This window comes from Paracoccus sp. FO-3, from assembly GCF_006386455.1.
GTDB classification, from domain to species: Bacteria; Pseudomonadota; Alphaproteobacteria; order Rhodobacterales; family Rhodobacteraceae; genus Paracoccus; species Paracoccus versutus.
Genome location: NZ_VCBQ01000048.1, coordinates 18,456 through 35,662, shown reverse-complemented (window position 1 = coordinate 35,662; position 17,207 = coordinate 18,456). Strand labels below are relative to the sequence as shown.

At 68.6% G+C, this 17,207-nt stretch carries 16 protein-coding genes and 1 tRNA gene; 4 read left to right on the top strand and 13 right to left on the bottom strand.

The genetic code is table 11. The features are described from left to right. Positions 1–494: 494 nt before the first annotated feature. The 4 genes from FE811_RS14590 to FE811_RS14575 all read right to left on the bottom strand — a co-directional run bounded on the left by FE811_RS14590 (position 495) and on the right by FE811_RS14575 (position 4,492). Positions 495–1,220 carry a proteasome-type protease gene (locus FE811_RS14590; protein ID WP_036752624.1) on the bottom strand — a complete coding sequence of 242 codons (726 nt, stop codon included), beginning with the start codon at positions 1,218–1,220 and terminating at the stop codon, positions 495–497. Between the two features lie 66 nt (positions 1,221–1,286). Then, the gene (locus tag FE811_RS14585; protein WP_036752622.1) at positions 1,287–2,093 is read right to left on the bottom strand and encodes a transglutaminase family protein; all 807 of its coding nucleotides are present in this window, start codon (positions 2,091–2,093) and stop codon (positions 1,287–1,289) included. 12 nt (positions 2,094–2,105) lie between these two features. Then, positions 2,106–3,065, bottom strand: coding sequence for an alpha-E domain-containing protein (locus FE811_RS14580; protein ID WP_114536544.1), 960 nt, complete (start codon positions 3,063–3,065; stop codon positions 2,106–2,108). Positions 3,066–3,079: 14 nt separating this feature from the next. After that, on the bottom strand, positions 3,080–4,492 hold the full coding sequence (locus FE811_RS14575) for a circularly permuted type 2 ATP-grasp protein (RefSeq protein WP_116221202.1): 1,413 nt from the start codon (positions 4,490–4,492) through the stop codon (positions 3,080–3,082). Positions 4,493–5,327: 835 nt separating this feature from the next. Between FE811_RS14575 and FE811_RS27500 the strand changes: the two genes are divergently transcribed. Beyond that, positions 5,328–5,504 (top strand): hypothetical protein, encoded by a 177-nt coding sequence (locus FE811_RS27500; RefSeq protein ID WP_166435414.1) that lies wholly within the window; start codon positions 5,328–5,330, stop codon positions 5,502–5,504. Between the two features lie 554 nt (positions 5,505–6,058). On the opposite strand, the gene FE811_RS14565 is transcribed toward FE811_RS27500, so the two are convergent. From FE811_RS14565 to FE811_RS14535, 7 genes are all read right to left on the bottom strand, one after another. Further along, on the bottom strand, positions 6,059–6,952 hold the full coding sequence (locus FE811_RS14565) for a VOC family protein (protein WP_244294976.1): 894 nt from the start codon (positions 6,950–6,952) through the stop codon (positions 6,059–6,061). Positions 6,953–7,118: 166 nt separating this feature from the next. Next, complete coding sequence (locus FE811_RS14560) at positions 7,119–8,663, bottom strand: aldehyde dehydrogenase family protein (RefSeq protein WP_116221201.1); 1,545 nt, start codon at positions 8,661–8,663, stop codon at positions 7,119–7,121. Positions 8,664–8,673: 10 nt separating this feature from the next. Continuing rightward, positions 8,674–9,537: an NAD(P)-dependent oxidoreductase gene (locus tag FE811_RS14555; protein ID WP_116221200.1), complete on the bottom strand. Its 864-nt coding sequence runs from the start codon at positions 9,535–9,537 to the stop codon at positions 8,674–8,676. Positions 9,538–9,600: 63 nt separating this feature from the next. Next, the gene (locus FE811_RS14550) at positions 9,601–10,533 is read right to left on the bottom strand and encodes a LysR family transcriptional regulator (RefSeq protein ID WP_208861526.1); all 933 of its coding nucleotides are present in this window, start codon (positions 10,531–10,533) and stop codon (positions 9,601–9,603) included. 35 nt (positions 10,534–10,568) lie between these two features. Beyond that, complete coding sequence (locus FE811_RS14545) at positions 10,569–11,723, bottom strand: amidohydrolase (protein WP_116221198.1); 1,155 nt, start codon at positions 11,721–11,723, stop codon at positions 10,569–10,571. After that, on the bottom strand, positions 11,723–12,220 hold the full coding sequence (locus FE811_RS14540; protein ID WP_036752590.1) for a hypothetical protein: 498 nt from the start codon (positions 12,218–12,220) through the stop codon (positions 11,723–11,725). The genes FE811_RS14545 and FE811_RS14540 overlap by 1 nt, the downstream gene beginning before the upstream one ends. Positions 12,221–12,224: 4 nt before the next feature. After that, the gene (locus tag FE811_RS14535) at positions 12,225–13,040 is read right to left on the bottom strand and encodes a DUF3100 domain-containing protein (protein WP_036752587.1); all 816 of its coding nucleotides are present in this window, start codon (positions 13,038–13,040) and stop codon (positions 12,225–12,227) included. A 309-nt stretch (positions 13,041–13,349) separates the two neighbouring features. Between FE811_RS14535 and FE811_RS14530 the strand changes: the two genes are divergently transcribed. After that, positions 13,350–14,624 (top strand): OmpP1/FadL family transporter, encoded by a 1,275-nt coding sequence (locus tag FE811_RS14530; RefSeq protein WP_166435413.1) that lies wholly within the window; start codon positions 13,350–13,352, stop codon positions 14,622–14,624. A gap of 99 nt (positions 14,625–14,723) precedes the next feature. Here the strand turns inward: FE811_RS14530 and FE811_RS14525 are convergent, their stop codons facing one another. After that, on the bottom strand, positions 14,724–15,407 hold the full coding sequence (locus tag FE811_RS14525) for a hypothetical protein (RefSeq protein ID WP_116221196.1): 684 nt from the start codon (positions 15,405–15,407) through the stop codon (positions 14,724–14,726). 162 nt (positions 15,408–15,569) lie between these two features. Between FE811_RS14525 and FE811_RS27495 the strand changes: the two genes are divergently transcribed. Then, on the top strand, positions 15,570–15,734 hold the full coding sequence (locus FE811_RS27495) for a hypothetical protein (protein ID WP_166435412.1): 165 nt from the start codon (positions 15,570–15,572) through the stop codon (positions 15,732–15,734). Between the two features lie 100 nt (positions 15,735–15,834). Here the strand turns inward: FE811_RS27495 and FE811_RS14520 are convergent. Continuing rightward, positions 15,835–15,924: transfer RNA gene (locus FE811_RS14520), tRNA-Ser, on the bottom strand. A 150-nt stretch (positions 15,925–16,074) separates the two neighbouring features. Here FE811_RS14520 and FE811_RS14515 point away from each other — a divergent pair. Then, positions 16,075–17,169 carry an NUDIX domain-containing protein gene (locus tag FE811_RS14515; RefSeq protein WP_116221195.1) on the top strand — a complete coding sequence of 365 codons (1,095 nt, stop codon included), beginning with the start codon at positions 16,075–16,077 and terminating at the stop codon, positions 17,167–17,169. Positions 17,170–17,207: the final 38 nt, after the last annotated feature.

Below are 17,207 nucleotides of genomic sequence, written 5' to 3'. Positions count from 1 at the left end.
CGCACCGGCTTCCCTCTTCGCTTTCGGACCGGATCGACCCGAAAAAACCGTGATGCCTACATATAGGGATGACGGCGCCGTATCCGTCAAGATATTGTGGGGACCTGCGACATTTTGTGCAGGATAGTCCGGCCGCCTGGGCAGGGACCACGAAGCCCGATCCCGATCCGGGGCACGGCCTTGGGCGGGCTGGTTGCGAGATTGCGCTGCACGTAGCTTTGGATCGTCCCCCGGCCTTTGTGCCCATGGCCGTAGGCAGGGCCGGCACCGGAATGACCTTGGGCAGGAACGGCCGGCATGGATGCCTTTGCCAGCCTGGCTGACAGGGGCGCTAGCAGGCTGCTGAAAAAATCCGTGCGACAGGAGAGCTTGGGCCGGGAACCGGGAAATTCGCCTCAATTCTGCCGGAAATGCCCGGTTTTCAGGCCGATATTCGCCGAATCCAGAACGAATTCCGCCACGACGCCCTGTCATGGCCCTTTTTCCACAGTCTGCTAGATCGTCACCTTGACGAAGCTGTCGCGCAGCGCCGCGGACCAGGCGGCGGACATGGCCATGAAGGCCGGGTCGCCTTCCAGGATGCGGCGCTTGTGGCTGACCCGGCAGTCGTCCTTGCGGATCACCGCCAGGTCCAGCGGCATCCCCACCGACAGGTTCGAGCGCAGCGTCGAATCCATCGACAGCAGCACCGCCTTTTGCGCATCGGCCAGCGAGGTCTGGGGCGTCACCACCCGGTCGAGGATGGGCTTGCCGTATTTGTGCTCGCCGATCTGCAGGAAGGGGGTGTCCTCGGTCGCCTCGATGAAATTGCCCTCGGGATAGATCAGGAACAGCCGCATCTCGCCGCCGGCGCGCTGGCCGCCGACGATCATGCTGGCGCTGGCCTGCTGGTTCAGGTCGCGGCACTGGTCCACGATCTCGCGCCGGGTGCGGTTCAGCGTCCGGCCGATGATCGTCGCCACCTGCAGCATGGTGGACGCGCGCATGATCGAGGTCTCTTCATCGGCCTCGGGCAGTTCGATGGCCTCTTGCAGGCGGGCGATGGTGGTCTGGGTCAGCGACAGGCTGCCGGCGGTCATGATCGCGATCACCCGCTCGCCCGGCTGCTCGAAGAAGAACATCTTGCGATAGGTCGATATGTTGTCCAGCCCGGCATTGGTCCGGGTGTCCGAGAGCAGGACGAGCCCCTCGTTGAGCTTCAAGCCGACGCAATAGGTCATGACCGTTCCATGGCACCAAATCCCCCGAGGGATACGACCGCCCCGCGCCCGGCGCAACAGGCAGGGCTACTGCTCCATCTCCTCGACCTGCACCCGCACGTCCAGGCTTTCCTCGCCCGTGCCGAAGGTGGTGCCGCGCACCGGCGCCGCGTCATCCGCATCCAGACCCGAACCCAGCCGGACATAGCGGTCGTCGGGACAGCAGGCATTGGCCGCATCGAAGCCGACCCAGCCCAGGGCGCCGACATGGACCTCGGCCCAGGCATGGGCGGCGTCATGCGGCTCGCCCCCGGCGTTGGAATGCAGATAGCCCGAGACATAGCGTGCCGGCATACCGCGTTCGCGGGCGCAGGCGATCAGCGCATGGGCATGGTCCTGGCAGACGCCCTGGCCGAGCGCCAGCGCCTCGGCGGCGGTGGTGTGCGACTCGGTCACGCCGGGGACGTAGGCGATGGCGGCCGATACCGCCTCGGCCAGCCGGTGGGCCAGGTCCAGCGCATCCTCGCCCTGCACGGAACGGGCAAGCTCGCATAGCCCCGGATCGGTCCCGGTCACGGCGGTCGGGCGCATGTAGACCAGCGGATGCACGGTCTCGCGATGGTCGCGCAGCACGCCGGCGGTGTCCCGCGTCTCGACCTGGCCGGCGATCGAGACCACGACCTCCTGCACCGGGCCGCGCACGGTCCAGCCCTCGATCCAGTCGCCGGCGCCGTCGCGGAAGCTCGCGCCGCGCTGGCCGCCCGAGACCGAGATGGTCCAGCCCGAGACCCGCTGCCCCTGGTGGACCGAGGGGGTCAGGCGCAGGCTCTGCACCAGCCCCTGCGCCGGCGGATCGTAGAAATAGCTGGTTTCATGGATGATCTTCAGCCGCATGACATCTGCCCCCTACATCCGCCCGCTCAGGTAATCGTCATGCACGGCGTTCGAGATGCTGGCCAGCTCGTTGATGAACCAGGACAGGAACTCGTGCAGCCCTTCGTCGAAGATCGCCTCGATGTCGCGCGCCATCAGCTGCTCCAGCGTCTCATGCGCGCGGCCCGAGGCGCTGGCCGGCACCTCGGCGCCATAGCGGCGCACCAGGCCGTCCAGATGCCAGACCGCCTCGTAAAGCGAGGTCAAAAGCGACCGCGGGCTCTCGCCGTTCAGGATCAGGAAATCCGCCACCTTGCCGGCCGTCACCTCGCCGCCATAGGCCCAGTGGAAGGCCCGATGCGCCGAAAGCGCGCGCAGGATCACCTGCCATTGATAGTTGTCGAGACCCGAGCCCACGAACTCCACCCGCGGCAGCAGCACGAAATATTTCACGTCCAGCAGCCGCGCGGTCGCGTCGGCGCGTTCCAGCGAATAGCCCAGGTTGACGAAATGCCAGCCGTCGTTGCGCAGCTGGGTCGCATTGATCGCGCCGCGCACGGTCGAGCCGTGCCGGGTGGTGAAATCGGTCAGCATGGCGGTATCCAGCCGGGCGCGCGGCTGCCGCTCCAGCGCCCGCAGCTCCTGATAGGCCATGTTCAGCGCATCCCAGACCTGGCTGGTCAGCGCCGTGCGCACGATCCGCCCGCCCTCGCGCGCCCGCTCGATGCAGGAGGCGACCGAGGACGGGTTGGCATGGTCGAAGAACAGCCAGCTTTCGATGTTCTCCTGGGTGATCTCGTCGCCGTAGCGCTCGGCAAAGGCGGCCTGCGCCCCCGAGGCGCGCAGCAGCGATTCCCATTCGTTGCGATAGCCCTCGGCGGTATTGGGCAGCAGGGTGATGCGCGCGCCCACGTCCAGCAGGCGGGCGGCGGTTTCGGCGCGTTCCAGGTGGCGGCCCATCCAGAACAGGTTGGCGGCGGTGCGGCTGAGCATGGCTGACCCTCCCATTATTCCGACAGGATCCAGGTGTCCTTGACGCCCCCGCCCTGCGACGAGTTCACCACCAGCGAGCCCTCGCGCAGCGCCACGCGCGTCAGCCCGCCCGGCACCAGCTCGATCCGGTCGCCGCAGAGGCAGAAGGGCCGCAGGTCGACGTGGCGCGGCGCCACCCCCTCGTCGACAAAGGTCGGGCTGGTGGACAGCGCCAGCACCGGCTGGGCGATGTAATTGCCGGGGTCGGCCTGGATGCGCAGGGCAAAGGCCTCGATCTCGGCCTGGGTCGCGCAAGGGCCGATCAGCATGCCGTAGCCGCCCGAGCCATGCACCTCCTTGACCACCAGATCCTTGAGGTTGGCCATGACATAGCGGTAATCCTCGTCCTTCCACAGCGTCCAGGTCTGGACGTTGCGCAGGATCGGCTCTTCGCCGAGGTAGAAGCGGATCATCTCGGGGACGAAGGTATAGACCGCCTTGTCGTCGGCCACGCCCGCGCCCGGCGCCGAGGCGATCGAGACCCCGCCCGAGCGATAGACATCCATCAAGCCCGGCACACCCAGCATGGAATCGCGGCGGAAGCACAAGGGATCGAGGAACTGGTCGTCGATGCGGCGATAGATCACGTCCACCCGCTTCGGCCCCTGGGTGGTGCGCATGTAGACGAAGCCGCCATCGACGAACAGGTCGCTGCCCTCGACCAGCTCGACGCCCATCAGGTTCGCAAGGAAGCTGTGTTCGTAATAGGCGCTGTTGTAATGGCCGGGCGTCAGGATCACCACGGTCGGCGGTCCATCGCATTTCGCCGGCGCCACCGAGGCGAGCGTGCGGCGCAGCAGTTCGGGATACTGGTCCACCGGCTCGATGCAATTGTTGCGAAACAGCGCCGGGAACATGCGCATCATGATCTCGCGATTCTCCAGCATGTAGCTGACGCCCGAGGGGGTGCGGCAATTGTCCTCGAGCACGTAGAACTCGTCCCGGCCGGTGCGGACGATGTCGATGCCGACGATATGCGAAAACACCCCGCGCGGCGGCACGAAGCCGACCACCGCCTTTTCATAGGCCGCGTTCTGGTAGACCAGCCGGGCGGGGATGCGGCCGGCGCGCACGATCTCGCCCCGGCCATAGACGTCGCGCAGAAAGGCGTTGAGCGCCCGCGCCCGCTGCTTGATGCCGCGTTCCAGCCGGCGCCATTCGCTTTGCAGGAACACCCTGGGCATCATGTCGAAGGGGATCAGCCGGTCCGGGTCGCCGCCCTCGCCATAGACCGCGAAGGTGATGCCGATGCGGCGGAACAGCGCCTCGGCCTCGGCCTGCTTCATCTGGCGGATCTCGGCAGGCATGGCCTCGATCCAGTCCGAGAGCATGGCATAGGGTTCGCGGACCCGGCCGCCATCGACCATTTCATTGTAATACATCGTCATCGCCGCCACCCTTGCCTCTGCCCATGATCTTCGCATCTGGGCGGGCACTGTCCACAGCCGGGCCGCCTGCGGCCAAAGCGAAATCAGGATTTGACGAGCGTCGGGCATTTTCTGGCGGAATAATAGGCAGAAAGCGAACCTCGCCCGCTGAAAGCGCCGGAAAGCCCTGCGATGGGGCCGCATCGTCCCTGCCGGATTTGCGGGCAGCGCGCCCAGGCGGCGCAAACGGCGTGGAAGCCGATGCCCCGCTCTCACCCCCCGGCAGCCCGCATCTGAGTCAGTCTGGCTATCTGGCTGTCAGCGGCGGCGCAAATCCTCGACGGGCGTGCGCAATCCTTTCACCCGCGGATATCCGGCGGGTTCACAAGGTGAGCCGCCAACTGTGCCGTGAGCGAGAATGCAACGACGATGGAGGTTTCGGTCTGGCGCGGGTCTGGTGGACCGGGGCGTCGTGGCAACCAGACCGTGCTCGACGTCGTCAGCGGGATCCAGCGGACCGTCGATCCGTCCCTGACCTGTCGCTCTGCCTGCCGCCTCGGCATGTGCGGGATGGTCGACGGCCGGCCGCACCGGACCTGCTGCCCGCATGCCAAGCGCGTGCTGGCGGTTGGCAGGCTGCAGGTCCGCTGCGGAACCTGCCGGTGATCGAGGATCTGGCGGCGGCCATCAGCCCAGCCGGACGGACGGGGAACGGATGAGCCCGGCCCCGCTGCCGAGGGCGATCGAATACGACGAGCAAGGGGTTCCGGTCCGGGGCCTATGACCGCAAGATCCTCGGCGGGATATTTCGCTCCAGTTCGGCCTGGCGCTGGCGGCCAAGGATCTGAACCTTGCCTTGATCTATGCCGCCAGCCTGAACCTGCCCTTGGGCGCCGGCGCCGCGGCCTTCCCGGTCCATGCGATGTCGCGGGCGGATGGCTTTGGGCAGCGCGGCGGGTCGGCGGTGCTGGAGACGCTCAGGCGCAAGGCCGCCTTGCCGGGCGTGGCGTTCAGCGGGCAGGGAGCCAGCTGAAGCGCCCCGGCCCGGCCGTCGCGACGTGCTGATGATCGCATGGCCCCTTGGGGAGTCTTGCGCGGGGCCGTCATTCGATCCGGGACAGCAGCGCCTTGGGCAGGTCGATGCCTTTGGCGGCGGCGGCCTGGCGCAGGGCGATGCGCCTTGATCCGGGGATGCGGGCGTGCGGCTGCGCCTCGATGGCTGCGGCCAGGCGCTCGATATGGGGCAGGGCGTCCGTGCCGCCGATGATCCGGGATCAAGGGCGATGATGAGAGATCGGGCGGGACGACCGCCCGTCCGCGATGACATTTCCGGCGATGACCCAGCGGGTCGCGATGGTCCTGGCAGTCGCCTGTTCGGTCGGGGCGATCCGGTTGTCGCAACTGTGGGGTGGTCGCGGCGCCGGGGCGGCGCTGGCCGATTTCCGCGCGGTCTTGCTGGCCATGGGCCTGGCGGGGGGCTTGCCGCGCTGTCCTTCCTGCGCCTTGCCGCATCGACCGGAGCGGCGGCGCTGGCCCGCCCGCCGGCCTGCCGATAGGGTTCCTGCCAGCGGCTTCCGCAGCCGGCCGTCACGTCCCGAAGCGGCCGAACCTCAGGACGACGCCGCCGAGCCGGTCGGCCTGCGGCAGCACCAGCGCGTCGTCGATCCAATGCGCCTCCAGGCCGGCCGCTGCCGCCTTCTCTGCAACATCGGCAGGCCGGGCGGTCATCAGGTCGATGGCCGCGACGCTTGGCAGGGTCGCATCGGCCAGCATGTTCGGGATGGTGCCGTGCCGCGCGATGAACCCGGCGCGGTCGGTCACGGTCCAGCCGCCCCTGGCGGTGGCGATCCGCAAGGTCCGGGGGTCCAGCCTTTCCGCCTTTGCGGCATGGATGCGCTCGAACCAGTCGACGACCGCGGCGGTGTCTTCGGGATCGGCGACCACCGTCAGCCCGGCAATTCCGGTGACGCCGTTCGGGTGATCCATCCATTCGGGATATTCGATGAGATCGCGGCGGAACTGCTGGCATGCGAACAGCGAAAGCCGCGGATGCCGGTCGTTTGCCAGGATCTTCAGCTGCGTCCGCGTCCGGTCCGGGGTTCCGTCCGAGCGGGTGACGGCGCGGCCGAAGTCGATGGTGCCGGTGACGGTCACGCCCCGCCGCCCCAGTGCCTCCGCGTCGGCGGCGGCATCGGCGGAGTTGAGCGCGGTCAGGCAGACGCCCTCGCGTTGCGCCAGATGGGCCTCGACATGGCGGCCGAAGCGAAAGCCGCCGGCCTCATGGCCATCCAGCAGTGCGGGGTCGCCGATGCCGACGATCTCGAAAAGCTGGTCCCTGAAGATCAGCACCGTCGTGCTGGTGCCCCAGGGATGCTGGCTGAAGCCGCGGCTGAGAAAGCCAAGCCGAAGATAGCTGTCGCGCACCGCGACGATGTCGTTCACGCAAACGAGCGCGTGATCGATGCCCAGCGAACGGATCATGCAGACTCCCGCAGGAAAATGCCCAGGGGCGGGCCGGAACGCAGCATAGTCGCGGGGAATGGGCGCGGTCAAACCGTGCCGCAGGGGGCGGGCGACCACTGCGGGATGCGCGCGGGATCGGCGCGGGTTGCGACCGATCCCCCGTGTCACGGACCGCTTCCCGCGATCAGCCGGGCGCGTAGCCGAAGCTTACCTGCGGTTCGGCCGCGGTCTCGACCCAGATGCTTTTCGTCTGGGTATAGGCCAGCAGCGCCTCTTGCCCCGACGAGCGGCCATAGCCCGAGCGCCCGAAGCCGCCAAAGGGCGAGCAGACGTTGATCGTCTTGTAGCCGTTCACCCAGAAGGTGCCGGCGCGGACCGCCGCGGCCATGCGATGCGCCCGGCCCACGTCCGCGGTCCAGACCGCGCCCGCCAGGCCATAGGGGTTGTCGTTGGCCAGGGCGACGGCCTCTTCCTCGGTCTCGAAACCCAGGACCGAGACGACGGGGCCGAAGATTTCCTCGCGCGCCACGCTCATCTGCGGCGTCACGTCGTCGAGGATCGTCGGGGCGAAGTAGAAGCCGCCGGTTGCCTCGAGCGATGCCGGCCGGCCGCCGCCGGCGGCGATGCGGGCGCCTTCGGCCACGCCGGCGCCGACCATCTCGGCGATCTTCTGCCACTGCCGGCGGTTGTTGATCGGGCCGACATGCGTCGCCTCGTCGAGGGGATGGCCCAAGGCGATCCGTTCCGCCGCCTCGGCATAGGCCGCGACGAAACGGTCCTTGATGCTGCGATGCACCAGCAGGCGCGAGCCCGCGACGCAGCTTTGCCCTGCGCCGGCAAAGATCGCCGCCTGGGCGCCGATGACCGCGCGCGGCAGGTCGGCATCGGGAAAGACGATATTCGCCGACTTGCCGCCCAGTTCCAGCACGCAGGGCACGGTCTTCCGCGCCGCCGCCGCGGCGATGGCCGAGCCCGCCTGCGCCGAGCCGACAAAGACCACCAGCCCCGTCCGGGGATGGGTGACGCCGGCCTGTCCCGCCGTCGGCCCGGCCCCGGCGAGGACGTTGACCAGCCCGCGCGGCGCGCCGCCCAACTCGCACATCCGGCCCAGGATCAGCGTGGACAGCGGCGTCAGTTCCGAGGGCTTGATCACCACGCCGTTGCCGGCGCAGATGGCGGGCGCGATCTGCCAGCCGCCGGTGAACAGCGGCGCGTTCCAGGGGGTGATCTGCATGACCACGCCGATCGGCTCGTGCCGGGTGTAGTTCAGGTGGCTGGAGGGCACCGGGATCACGTCGCCGTAAAGCTTGTCGCACCAGCCGGCGTAATATTCGAACATCTCGGCCACGCGCAGCGCCTCGCCGCGGATATCGCGGATCGGGCGCCCGGCCGAGCGGCTTTCGATCTCGGCGATGAGCGGGGCGTGGGCGCGGATCCGGTCGGCGATGGCCCACATGATCCGGCCGCGCGCGGCGGCGGGCATCGCCATCCATTCGCGCTGCGCCTGGGCCGCCGCCGCCATGGCGGCGTCGATCTCGGCCGCGCCGGCATCGGCATAGCGCGCGAAGACCTGGCCCGAGGCCGGGTCGGTCAGCTCCAGCTGCGCGCCCGAGCCGGGCAGGATCTCCCCGCCGACCAGGCTGCCGATGTCGGCGCCCGGAAAGATCTCGCGATAGAGCGCCAGGATCCGGTCGGCCTGTTCGGCGGCGTCGATTGTCGTCACGTTCATGTCCCTTACCTCATTTCGCCCGGAAGTCGCCCATGCGGGTAAAATCGTCGCTGCCCTGGTAGGGCGCATCGGCCCAAAGCTGCGCGGCCTTTTCGGTCAGCGGCAGCCGGGCGCCGCATTCTTCGGCCAGTTGCCGCGCCAGCCGCACGTCCTTTTGCATCAGCGCCATGGTGAAGCCGCTGTCGAAGGCGCCGTTCATCACCCAGTTGGGGAAATGCACCTCGCTGAGCATGGACCTGCCGGACGCGGCGTTCAGCACCTCCAGCACCGATTGCGCGGGGATGCCCGCCGCCTCGGCCAGGCGCAGCCCTTCGGCCGTGGTCAGCATATGGGCGGCGCAAAGCAGGTTGTTGACCAGCTTGGCCACATTGCCCGCGCCGCTGTCGCCGACATGGATCGCCTTGGCCGACAGCGCGTCGATGACGGGCCGGGCATCGGCCAGGTCGGCGGCGGAACCCCCGATCATCATGGTCAGCGCCCCCTTGGCCGCCCCCGCCGGCCCGCCCGAGACCGGGGCGTCCAGGAAGCCGTGGCCCATGGCGGCCAGCCGTGCCGCCAGCGCCCGCGACACCGCGGGTTCCGAAGTCGAGGTGTCGATGACGACGATCCGCGGCCGGGCCTGCAGCACCCCCGAGACCTGGTCGATGACCCCTTCGACATCGCGCGCCGTGGGCAGGGAAAAGACGACGTGATCGGCCGCAAAGACCTGGGCCAGATCGCCCGCCGGCTCCACGCCCGCGGCGCGGGCCTGTTCGGACCGCTCGGGGGACAGGTCGAACCCCAGGGTGCGGAAACCGGCCCGGACGGCCGAGGCTGCCATGCCAAGGCCCATCGCGCCCAGGCCCACGACGCCGACGGTGGATGTTTCTGTCATGTGATCCTCTCCTGTTGATGCCCGACAATTCCCGCAACCGGGGTGCCGGCGCTAGCGGTCGGATTACGAACGAGGTGTTGCCCCCTGCGCAACATCGGCAAAGCTGGCCATGCTGCGTTCCAGATGTCCGGCCAGTTGCGCCACCGAGGCCGGCAGCCGCCGCCGCGCCCGCACCATCAGATGCGCCGTCGCCCCCAGAAGCGCCAGGTCGGCCAGTTCGCGCACCACGGCCGCGCCCTCGGCCAGGTCCATGGCGACCGAGGCGCGGGGCAGGAAGGCAAGCCCCAGCCCCGCGGTCACGAAGCGGCGCAGCGCGTCGATCGAGGTGGTCATCAGCTGCGGCGCCAGCGCAAGCCCGCTGTCCGAGGCGACCCGCGCCAGCAGGTCGGTGGTGCCGTGCCCCCTGGGCAGCAGCGCCAGGGGAAAGGCCAGGCAATCGGCCAGCCGGACCTGCGGCAGGCCGGCCAGCGCATGGCCGGGCGGCATCACCACGCAAAGCGGGTGGCTGGCCGAAACGATGCTGCGCACCGATCCCGTCACCGGCGGGTTGTAGGCGATGCCGATGTCGCTTTCGCCATTGGCCAGCGCCGCGACCACCGTGTCCGTCGAGCCGATCAGCAGCTCATAGCGCACATGCGGGCTGCGCGACACGAATCCGGCCAGGCCGTTGCGGATGAAATCCGCCAGGAATCCCTCGCCGCAATGGATGCGGATGTTGCGCTGCTGGATGCCGCGCAGGTCGGCCAGCTGTTCCTGAAGGAAGCCCGCCTCCTCGACGACATGGCGGGCATGTTCCAGCACCAGGTTCCCGGCATCGGTCAGGCGCACGCCTTTCGAGCTGCGCTCGAACAGCGTGACGCCCAGCTGCGCCTCGAGGTCGGCGATCTGGCGCGACACGACCGAGGGCGCCAGCCCAAGCTGGTCGCTGGCGGCGCGGATCGAGCCATAGCGATGCACGGCCAGATAGATGCGGATGTCGCGGCGGTCGAGGGTCATCATCGCCTCACGATGATGACCGTCCGTCTCGCGAGTCAAGGCGCGCGCAGCTCTGCCAGCGCCAGGTCCAGCCAGAAGCCGACGGCAGGCGGGATCAGCGCATCGTTGAAATCGAAGCGCGGCGAATGCAGGCCCGGATTGTCGCCGGTGTGGCAGGCGGACCCCATCCAGAAATAGCAGCCCGGCACCTGGTTCAGCATGAAGGCGAAATCCTCGGCCGCCATGCTGGGCGGGGCATCGACGACCGAAAGCCCGCCCGCCGCCGCGATCTTCCGCACCAGGGCGGCGTTCTCGGGCGTGTTGAGGGTCGAGGGATAGCGCCGTTCATAGTCGATCCCGGCCGTGCAGCCCAAACCCTCGGCTACCGATGCGGCCAGCTTGCGCAGCCGCGCCTCGATCAGGTCGCCGACGGCCGGATCGAACCAGCGGGTGGTGCCGCGGATGACGGCCGTCTCGGGCAGCACGTTCCAGGCGTCGCCGCCATGGATCTGCGTCACCGACACGACGGCGCTGTCCAGCGGGCTGACGTTGCGCGCCGCGATGGATTGCAGCGCCGCCACCAGATGCGCGGCGGCCAGCAGCGTATCCGCCCCCTCATGCGGCATGGCACCATGCGCGCCTTGGCCCAGAAGGCGGATTTCGAAGGTGCCGAAGGCTGCCATCATCTCGCGATCGCGCGCGACCAGCGTGCCGAGCGGCAGGCCGGGCCAGTTGTGCAGCGCATAGACCGCATCGACCGGGCAGTCGCGGAACAGCCCGTCCTCGACCATGGCCCGCCCGCCGCCCTCGTTCTCCTCGGCCGGCTGGAAGATGAAGCGGAGCGTGCCCTCGAACGGCATCCCGGCCAGCAGGCGGGCGGCGGCCAGCGCCACCGCCGTATGGCCGTCATGGCCGCAGGCATGCGCCCGGCCGGGATTGCCCGAGGCCCATTCGACGCCGCTGGCCTCGGCGATCGGCAGGGCGTCGATGTCGGCGCGGATGCCGATGGCGCGATTGCCGCTGCCTTTCGCCAGGCTGCCGACCACCCCGGTCCGGCCGATGCCGCGCCGGACCTCATAGCCGAATTCCGCCAGCTTCGCCGCGATGAAACCGGCGGTCTCATGCTCCTGGAACCCCAGCTCGGGGCTGCGGTGCAACTGCCTGCGCCATGCGACCGCATCGGCCACCACCTCTGCCGGCAGATCGCGCATCAGAAGAGCCTCAGCGTCAGGTCGGCGATCACCACCGAGCCCATATAGGTGCCCAGCATGACGCAAATGGCGACGATGACGATCTTCCAGCCCGAGCTTCTGGCGATGGCAAATTCCTTGGCCGACAGCGCCAGCCCGCCATAGGCCAGGGCGGGCGTGGCCAGGGACAGGAAGTTGATCTTGTCGGCCTGCCGCACCACCCAGTCCGAACCGGGAACGCCGGGGATCGTGGCGACGATGGCGATCAGCGACACCCAGGCGACGGCCGGCAGGTAGAAGGGCACGAAGCGGGCCAGCATCAGCCCGACGACCGAGCAGAGATACAGGAAGGCCATGCCCGGCAGCGCCTCGAACGCGCCGGTGCCGGTCGAGACATAGTTCGCAATCGTGCCGATGACGCAGGCGATCAGCAGCAGGATCGCGGTTTCGCCGATGCGAATCCGGCGCTCGTCCAGTTCCTCGTTGCCCAGGGGCAGGTTTTCAGCGGTCTTGCTCATGATCTCATCCCTGGTTGTAAAGCTCGGGCCGGGCCTTGCGGAACAGCCATTCGGTCAAGGGCAGGGCGACGAACATGCCGACATAAAGCCCGGTGGCATAGGTCAGCACGTTCGAGGCGCCCGCCAGGCCCAGGATCAGATCCTTCTGCTCGGGGATGACATTGACCAGCGCGCCGGTGCAGGCCGCCAGCATGGACCCCGAGCCGACGCCGCAGGACATGGCCAGCGCCCGGACGTCGAAGACGCCAAGCGCATGGATCAGGGGCGGCATGATGGCAAAGACGAAGGTGCCGATCAGCGTGCCGGTGGCATAGACGCCCATGACGCCCGCGCCCTCGGGGCTGTCGAGGCCGTATTTCTCGGCGATCAGGGCCAGGTTCGGCTCGCGGTCGATGGAATAGACCGCGCCGATGGTCTCGCGCCCCATCCGCAGCAGGAAGACGGCGACCGGGAAGGCGATGACAATGGTGCCGAGGTTGCCGATCTCTTGCAGGACCAGGGCGGGGCCGGCGTCGATGATGGCCTGGATCTGGGGGCCGACCGTCGTGCCGAACTTGGCGACGAAGGGGGTGATGGCGATGGTGATCATGCCGCCCGCGAATTTCTGCACGCCGGGGGTCAGCAGCCGTCCGGTCGCGCGCGTGATGTTCGGGTTCAGCACGATGCCCATGGCGAAGGCATAAAGCATCGGCAGCAGGATGATGGCGGCGATGCCGATGGGCAGCCTCAGCACGCCGATCGCCTCGGCGATGCAGACGATGACAAGCACGGTCGCGTGCAGCGCCCAGGTTCCGGGGCTGAAGGCAGGGGTGTCCCGCATGGGATTTCCTCTCTGTTGTGGCGGTTTTTCGACGGACTATGAAATCTTGGTGCGGGATCGACCAGTCCGGGAACTGGAACATCGCGTTGCCCGGACAGCAACGAAAGCCCCCTGGCCGGGACGGGCCAGCGCCGGCGGGCCTTGCCGTCTTGCGCCCTGCGCGGCCTTGGTGCGCGCCCTTCGCGACATTCGCTTGACGTATGGCAATATCTTTACATACGAATGTATGCATCTTCTGTCGTTCCCGAAGGGAGAGCGGGGGCCGCAGGGGCAAGCGGGGCGGGGAGGCCCCGGATCAGGGAGGAACGAATGAACGGAACAGAACCAGGCCGCCTTGCGGCACTGGCCGGAGGCGCGATGCTGACGGCAATCCTTGGCGCAACTGCGGCCGAGGCCACGAACGGCTATTTCGCCAATGGCTATGGCGGCACCTCGAAGGGGATGGCGGGGGCGGGGGTCGCGATACCCACCGGCATTCTGGGCCTGGCCCAGAACCCCGCCACGGGCACCGCGTTGCCGACCCAGGCGGGGATTTGCCTGACCGGCTTTGGGCCCGAGCGCGGCTTCAGCATCGCCCCCGGCGGGCCGCTGGCGCCCGGCAGCCAGACCAGCGGCAACAGCCTTTTCTGGATCCCCTGCGGCGGGTTCAACTACAAGCTGGACGAGCAGAGCTCGGTCGCCGTCTTCATGTTCGGCAATGGCGGCATGAACGTGGAATACGGCACCAACCCCTTTGCCGCCCTTGACCCGTCTGCGTCCACCGATCCGCTGGGGATCAATCTGGAGCAGGCCTTCATCAGCCTGAACTATTCCCGCAAGCTGACCCCCCAGCTGTCGGTAGGCCTGGGGCCGGTGCTTGCGGTGCAGCGGTTCAGCGCAACGGGGCTGGGGGCCTTTGCCGGCATGTCCGCCGCGCCCGGCGCCGTGACCCATGGCGGCGACGATTGGTCGACCGGCCTGGGGGTGTCGCTGGGCGTGCTTTACCAGGTGGACAGCCAATGGACCCTGGGCGCGTCCTGGCGCAGCCGCATCGACATGCAGCCCTTCGAGGACTATGCGGGCCTTTTCGCCGATGGCGGCGAATTCGACATCCCGGCGATGGCGACGCTGGGCGTCGCCTTCCGCCCGGCCGACCGCCCCGGCCTGACGCTGACCGCCGAATATCAGCGCATCTTCTATGGCTCGGTCCCCTCGCTGGCCAATAGCGGGGCGATGCTGGCCGCGCCCCTTGGCAGCGCCGGCGGCCCCGGTTTCGGCTGGAAGGACATGGACGTCGTCCGCGTCTCCGCCGCCCAAAGGGTGAACGACAGGCTGACGCTTCGCGGCGGCATCAGCCATGCCTCGAGCTTCATCGACCAGGGCGACGAGGTGCTGCTGAACATCATGGCCCCGGCGACGCCGCGCTGGCATGCCTCGATCGGGTATAGCTACAGGCTGGGCGAGCGGGCCACGCTGACCGGCAGCTACACCCATGCCTTCCGCGAATCGAAGTCCGGCGCCAACCGGACGCCGGGCCTGGGCCAGCAGACCACCCTGTTCATGGAGCAGGACGAGGTCTCCATGGGCATCAGCTGGGATTTCTAGCCGCCTTGGGGGGCGCCCCTGCCGGGGGCGCCCCTTGTCCAGTCCGCTTCGGGAAAACCCCATGGCGGCCGCATCGCGCGCGGCGGCGCCGATCCTCTCTCAGGGCTCGGCCGCCTGCATCATTTCGTTGAACACCTGGTATTCATCCGCAAAATGCCGCCGCAGCTGGTCGAGTTCGTCCGCCTCGTAGTGTTTCAGGATGCCCCTGGCCGGGACCGGGTTGACATGCGCATGCCCCAGCTCCACCGGGCCGCCAAGAAGCTTTTGCGCAAAGCCCTCCAGGCTCGCCAGGGTTCCGACGGAGCCGAGCCATTTCGATGCGGTGGCGGTGTTCGGGATGTGAAAGCGATAGCCGCGCCGGATATGGGCGATCGACCGGGTGGCGAAATCGACGGCGGACATTTCGTATTCCCCGCCCGACAGTATGGCGTCGAGATAGGCGCGCGCGTCGCGGAAATGCAGGAAGGCGGTGGCTTCCTCGACGGTCCAGGGGCTCTGGTAGGTCGGGCGCCCCTGCCGCAGGCGCGACATGAACCCGCTGACGATGCGCTCCAGCGGGTCGCGCAGCACGAAGGATATCCTGATTCCGGGAAACGCCGCCCTGATCCTGGGGACGGTCCAGTCGTGATGAAAGATCAGCGGGACGCGGGACGGCTCGGCCGCAGCCACCCTTTCGGCGGCCGCCCGGAAGGTCGTCCCGCCGGTCTTGCCGATGTGCAGATAGGCCCTCGTGCGGTCGCGCCCTTCGGAAATCTGCCTGAGGATGAGGGGGTCGTCGGTCATCGCGTCCTGGAAAATCCTGCTTCGGGACCATTAATGCATCAGGCCCGGCGCTGCCAGTGCGGGCAAGATCTTGCGCATCCGCCGGGGCGGTTTGGGCAGGAACGGGCCGTGCGATTTGCCCGCGGCTGCCGCCGGCGGGGCCGGCGCGCTAAACTTGCCGGCATGGGAGCGACGCTTTTTCTGTCCATGACCGCGCTTGCCGCGTTCCTTGTCGGCCTCGACCGCAGGGGAGCCGCGCGTCTGCTGGCCTTTGGGTTCGGCGGCATGGCTGCGGCGGTGGCGCTTTGGGTGATGGCGGCGCTGATCGCGGTCTACCGACCCTTCTGACCTTGCCCAGGCATCGCTGGCTCGGGGTGGCCGACCGGGAAATCCGTCCGGCGGGCGTATTCGCCCGAATCTGAAATTACCAAGCAATATCAAAGGGAAGTGGCGGAGAGGGTGGGATTCGAACCCACGGAACCCGTGAAGGCTCAACGGTTTTCGAGACCGCCCCGTTCGACCACTCCGGCACCTCTCCGCGCTTTTCGGGTGGTGGCGGCGATTTAGACGGGCGGGGGTTGAAGCGCAAGGGCCTTCGCGTCAAAACCGCGAAAAATTTGTCTCTCGGGGGAATCATGGGCGGAATGCGCAGGGCAGGGCGGATCGCCAGCGCCAAGGGGCCGCAGCCATGCCGCTGCTGATCGGACCGCTGGCCCACCCGCTCATCCGCACCCGCCTTGCCCCGCAGGCGACCGGGGCCGGTTCGCTGCAAGGCCGGATGGAGGGCGGCGGGCTGGCCGGGATCGCCGCCGACGCCTGGCCGCGGCTGGCGCCCGGCGATGACGACCTGCCGCTCTGGCAGGCCGACTGGACGCCCGCCCTGCGCCGCTATGCCGAAATCTTCGGGCTGGAGCCGCAGGGCCACTATGGCCGGGAACTGCTGGGCCTGGGCGAGCCGGCAAGCGACGCGCCCGATTGGCAGCCCGAACTCGCCGCCGCCATGGCCGACTGGCTGCTGGCCCTGCCCGAGGACCGTCCGGCCGCGGCGATCCGCAGGCGCCTGCCGATGATCGCGACCTGGGTCGCCTCGCGCCAACGCGCCGGGGCCGAGACCCAGGGCCTGCCCCATGTCGGCCCCGCCGCGGCCGAGCGGGTCAGGATCGATTCGGTCGAGGAACCCTATGCGGAATATTTCTCGGTCGAGGCGATCCGGCTGAGCCAGCACCGCAACGACGGCGGCTGGACCGATCCCTTGGCCCGCGCCGTCTTCGTCTCGGGCGATGCGACGGTGGTCCTGCCCTGGGATCCGCTGCGCGACCGGGTCATGCTGATCGACCAGCTGCGCGCCGGCCCCCTGGCGCGCGGCGATGCGCAGCCCTGGCTTTACGAGACCGTGGCCGGCCGCGTCGATGCCGGCGAGACGCCGCAGCAGGCCGCCCGGCGCGAGGCGGTCGAGGAAACCGGCATCGCGATTTCCCGCCTGTTCGCCGCGCCGCACAACTATCCCAGCCCCGGAGCGGTGGCGGAATACCTGTATCTCTATGTCGGCATCGCCGAGCTGCCAGACGGCAGCGCCGGCCTGGGCGGGCTTGCGACCGAGGACGAGGACATCCGCTCGCACCTGATCCCGCGGGCCGAGCTGACGCGCATGGCGCTGGCCGGCGAGATCCGCAACGGGCCGCTGCTGAACCTGGCGCTGTGGCTGGAATTGCGCCACCAGGACATCCGCCGCGAATTGGCCCAGGAAGCCAAGACCGTCCCGGCGGGGTTGCCGCCGTCATGAAGCGGCGTGTAAACCGGGCGGGAACATCCTGCGAAAGG

Excerpts from the sequence above, each read along its gene's own strand:
- FE811_RS14580 (WP_114536544.1), bottom strand. The coding sequence starts at position 3,065 with ATGCTCAGCCGCACCGCCGCCAACCTGTTCTGGATGGGCCGCCACCTG.
- FE811_RS14575 (WP_116221202.1), bottom strand. The coding sequence starts at position 4,492 with ATGACGATGTATTACAATGAAATGGTCGATGGCGGCCGGGTCCGCGAA.
- FE811_RS14590 (WP_036752624.1), bottom strand. The coding sequence starts at position 1,220 with ATGACCTATTGCGTCGGCTTGAAGCTCAACGAGGGGCTCGTCCTGCTC.
- FE811_RS14560 (WP_116221201.1), bottom strand. The coding sequence starts at position 8,663 with ATGAACGTGACGACAATCGACGCCGCCGAACAGGCCGACCGGATCCTG.
- FE811_RS14540 (WP_036752590.1), bottom strand. The coding sequence starts at position 12,220 with ATGAGCAAGACCGCTGAAAACCTGCCCCTGGGCAACGAGGAACTGGAC.
- FE811_RS14550 (WP_208861526.1), bottom strand. The coding sequence starts at position 10,533 with ATGACCCTCGACCGCCGCGACATCCGCATCTATCTGGCCGTGCATCGC.
- FE811_RS14565 (WP_244294976.1), bottom strand. The coding sequence starts at position 6,952 with ATGATCCGTTCGCTGGGCATCGATCACGCGCTCGTTTGCGTGAACGAC.
- FE811_RS14515 (WP_116221195.1), top strand. The coding sequence starts at position 16,075 with ATGCCGCTGCTGATCGGACCGCTGGCCCACCCGCTCATCCGCACCCGC.
- FE811_RS14535 (WP_036752587.1), bottom strand. The coding sequence starts at position 13,040 with ATGCGGGACACCCCTGCCTTCAGCCCCGGAACCTGGGCGCTGCACGCG.
- FE811_RS14585 (WP_036752622.1), bottom strand. The coding sequence starts at position 2,093 with ATGCGGCTGAAGATCATCCATGAAACCAGCTATTTCTACGATCCGCCG.
- FE811_RS27495 (WP_166435412.1), top strand. The coding sequence starts at position 15,570 with ATGGGAGCGACGCTTTTTCTGTCCATGACCGCGCTTGCCGCGTTCCTT.
- FE811_RS14525 (WP_116221196.1), bottom strand. The coding sequence starts at position 15,407 with ATGACCGACGACCCCCTCATCCTCAGGCAGATTTCCGAAGGGCGCGAC.
- FE811_RS14555 (WP_116221200.1), bottom strand. The coding sequence starts at position 9,537 with ATGACAGAAACATCCACCGTCGGCGTCGTGGGCCTGGGCGCGATGGGC.
- FE811_RS14545 (WP_116221198.1), bottom strand. The coding sequence starts at position 11,723 with ATGCGCGATCTGCCGGCAGAGGTGGTGGCCGATGCGGTCGCATGGCGC.
- FE811_RS14530 (WP_166435413.1), top strand. The coding sequence starts at position 13,350 with ATGAACGGAACAGAACCAGGCCGCCTTGCGGCACTGGCCGGAGGCGCG.